The organism is Micromonospora sp. D75 (assembly GCF_018070405.1).
In the GTDB taxonomy this organism is placed as follows: domain Bacteria; phylum Actinomycetota; class Actinomycetes; order Mycobacteriales; family Micromonosporaceae; genus Micromonospora; species Micromonospora chalcea.
Window position 1 is genome coordinate 1 of the sequence record NZ_JAGPXV010000652.1, and the last position, 3263, is coordinate 3263.

At 76.1% G+C, this 3263-nt stretch carries 1 protein-coding gene; it reads right to left on the bottom strand.

The genetic code is table 11. From position 1 onward, the window contains the following. Positions 1-3263, bottom strand: a 3263-nt coding sequence (locus tag KBX39_RS27140; protein WP_210873193.1) for an NACHT domain-containing NTPase, incomplete at both ends; no start/stop codon positions are given.

Here is a 3263-nt window from a genome sequence, read left to right on the forward strand (position 1 = left end):
CTGAACGAGGTGCCCCAGATCGGCGCGGCGTGGCCGGGCCACTCGTGGCGCAGCCGGGCGGTGCGCGTGTCGTACAGCCGCACCACGCCGGCCGCGTCGCCGACCACCAGCCGGCCGCGGCGGCCGTCGGTCAGCAGCGGCCACACCCAGCCGGTGAAGACGTCCTCGATGACGTGCCGCACGTCGCCGTGGTCGGCGTCCCACAGCCGTACGGTGAGGTCGGCCGCGCCGGTGACGAGCTGGTGGGAGGCGGCGTCGTAGCGGACCGCGTACACCCGGGAGCGGTGTCCCTGGAGCGTGCGTACCGGCAGCCCGGTGGCGGTGTCGCAGAGCAGCACACCGCCGTCGTCGCTGCCGACCGCGAGCACCGCGCCGTCCGGGCTGTACGCCGCCGGCACCGGCAGCCGGCCCACCTCGAAGCCGTAGGCGACGCCCACCGCGGGCGGGGCCAGGCCCGGCGCGACCGGCCGGCCCGGCGCGACGACGGCGCCGCGCAGCTCCGGGGCGCGCAGCATGGCCGCGTCGGCGCTGACGTCGATCAGCGCGGTGCGGTGCCAGCTGCTGCCGCCCACGCGCGCGCCGCGCAGGTCGGTACGGAACAGCCGCGCCCCGGCCAGCTCCGCGTCGCGCAGGTCCGCCCCGGCGAGGCGGGCCTGGTCCAGGCGGGCGCCGCGCAGCCGGGCGTGTTCCAGCCGCGCCTCGGTCAGGTTCGTGGCGACCAGCCGCGCGTCGGTCAGGTCGGCGCCGGTGAGGTCGGCGCCGGCGAGTTCGCGGTGCGACAGGTCCTCGCCGCGCAGCACTGCGCCGCGCAGGTCGGCCCGGTCGGGCAGGCGCAGCCGGGCGGACAGCCGCAGCGCGTTGGCGCGCAGCGTCTCCCCCGCCGACTCGTCGCCGAGCACCCGCGCGGTCCAGGCGGTGCAGCGGGCCGGGTCGGCGAGGTCGCCGAGGAACTCGACGGCGAGCGCGGACAGCGACCGCACCGCCAGCGCGGCCGGTTCCTCGCCCCGGTTGATCTGCTCGGCGACGCCCTCGGCGACCAGCCATTCCATGACCGAGGTGTGGATGAACCCGAACAGTCCGTCGTCGGTGCGGACGAGCAGGCTGCCCGCGCCGACCGCGTGCGCCGCCTGCGGGCCGGACAGCCGCGAGTCGGCGCGCCCGGCGAGCTGGCCGGTGGACTCGGCCAGCTCGGCCAGGCGCAGGTACGCCTCGCCGCTCTCCCAGAGCTGGAACGCCAGCCGGCTCACCGCCTGCCACAGCTCGGGGCGGCGCAGGCTCACCGGCGCGCCGGGGATGCCCTGGGTGCGGCGCTCCTCGAAGTCCAGCCAGGACTCCAGGATCTCCCGGTACAGCGCGGCGGCGCTGAACGTGCCACCCGCGCCGGCGACCGCGGCGAGGCGCCCCTCGTCCAGGTTGGCGATGAAGCCGAGCATGCGCGGGTTGCGGGAGAGCCCGAGCAGGTCCTTCACGCCGGCCAGCAGGTCCATCCGCTCGCGGGCGGCCCGCTCGTCGCCGCCGTACCGGTTGCGCAGGAACGCCTCGATCTGCCCGGGGGTGAAGTCCTCCACGGCGAGCACGCGCCGGTGCGGCAGCAGGCCGACCCGTTCGCCGAGCGCGGTCAGCACCTGCGAGTTGGTCTTGAAGTGCTGGGTCCGGCTGCTCACCACGATCTTCGCGTTGCCCTCGGCGGCCTGCAGCAGCGTCTCCAGGTGGTCGGCCGCCCGGTCGTACGTGACCCGGGCGACCAGCTCGTCGAACCCGTCGAACAGCAGCACGATGCGGCCCTGGCGCAGCATGTAGCGGAACGCCTTGAGGTCGATCACCTGCTCGCCGTGGTTGGCCAGGTGCGCGGCGACCAGGCCGTCGACGGAGTGTGCCTTGTCCAGCGCGCGCAGCTCCACCAGGATCGGAATCAGGTCGGGCGCGGCGGTGGGCAGCCGCCGGGCCACCTCGCGCAGCGCGAACGTCTTGCCGCGGCCGAAGTCGCCGAGCACCAGCACGAACCGGCCGTCCGGGGCGGAGACGGTCTCCAGCAGCTCGTCCACCACGTCGTCGCGCACGCGCTGGTCGGCGCCGACGAGATGGCGGTAGCGCTGCGGCACGTACTGCCCGGGCGGGTAGAGGCGGTCGGCCTGCAGCCGCGCGGTCTGCGCCGCGACGTAGTCACGCAGGTCGAGCAGGCCCTGGAACTCGGTCAGGTGCAGCACGCGCACGCCCCGGCGTTGCGCCTCCTCGGCCAGCCCGCGCGGCACCCGGTCACCGTCGTAGACCAGTTCGGAGGCGATGTCCGGATCGGTGGCGTGCACCCGGCGGGCGAAGACGTCCACGTCGGCGGCGGTGGGGGTGCCCACGTGCGCGCCGACCCGCTGCTGGCGGACCACGCCGTCGGAGCGGTAGCTGATGTAGAGGTGCGGCGGGTCGGTGTCGACGCGGCGTACCACCACCCGGTCGTAGCGGGCCTCGCAGACCTCGGCGAGCCGGTCCAGCAGGCGCTGCACCGGGGCGGCGGTGACCGCCACGCCCTGGGTGGCCCCCTCGACGGCCACCGGGCGGCGCGGGTCGGGCACCTGGGCCGGGCCGGCCGCGCCGAACGTCGCCTCGGCGTGCGGCCAGTTCACCGCCGTCAGCGCCCCGGAGTCGAGGCGGTCGTCGCGGCCGAGCACCCAGCGGGTCATCCCGTCGCCGCCGAGCCGCAGCACCTGCGCCCGGCCGTCGCGGGGCGCGGCGGCCAGCGGCACCACCGGGTCGACCCGGGCCGACGGCGCGGCGTCGGAGAGCAGCAGGTTGAGCATCGGGCCGACCAGCCGGTTGACCGCGCCGCGGTCGCGCAGCGACACCGGGTCCGGGGGCACCTCGTCGGCGTACGGGCTGCGCGCCCCCGGCGCGTGCGCCATCGCGCCCAGCCGCAGCCAGCCGGACTGCTGGTAGTGGCGCAGCCGCTGGGCGAACCAGCTCGACTGCGCCTCGCCGAGGAAGCCGTACCGGTCCTCCTCGCGGTGGGTGATGGCGATGGTGGAGTTCAGCCCGGCCACCACCACCCGCAGGTCCGGGACGGGGAACAGCGTCCAGGGCTGCTCGCTGTCGAAGATCCGGTCCTCGAGGCCCTGGTAGAGGTCGTCGAACAGGCGCGCGTAGTGCCGCCACTTCGGCCAGAACGGCGGCTGCGGGTCGACGTCGTCGGCCTCGCAGGTCGCGACGTACGCGCGGCAGGCGGCCATCGTCACGACGCGCGGGCCGGGCACCACGATCAGGCGGAGCGGCTC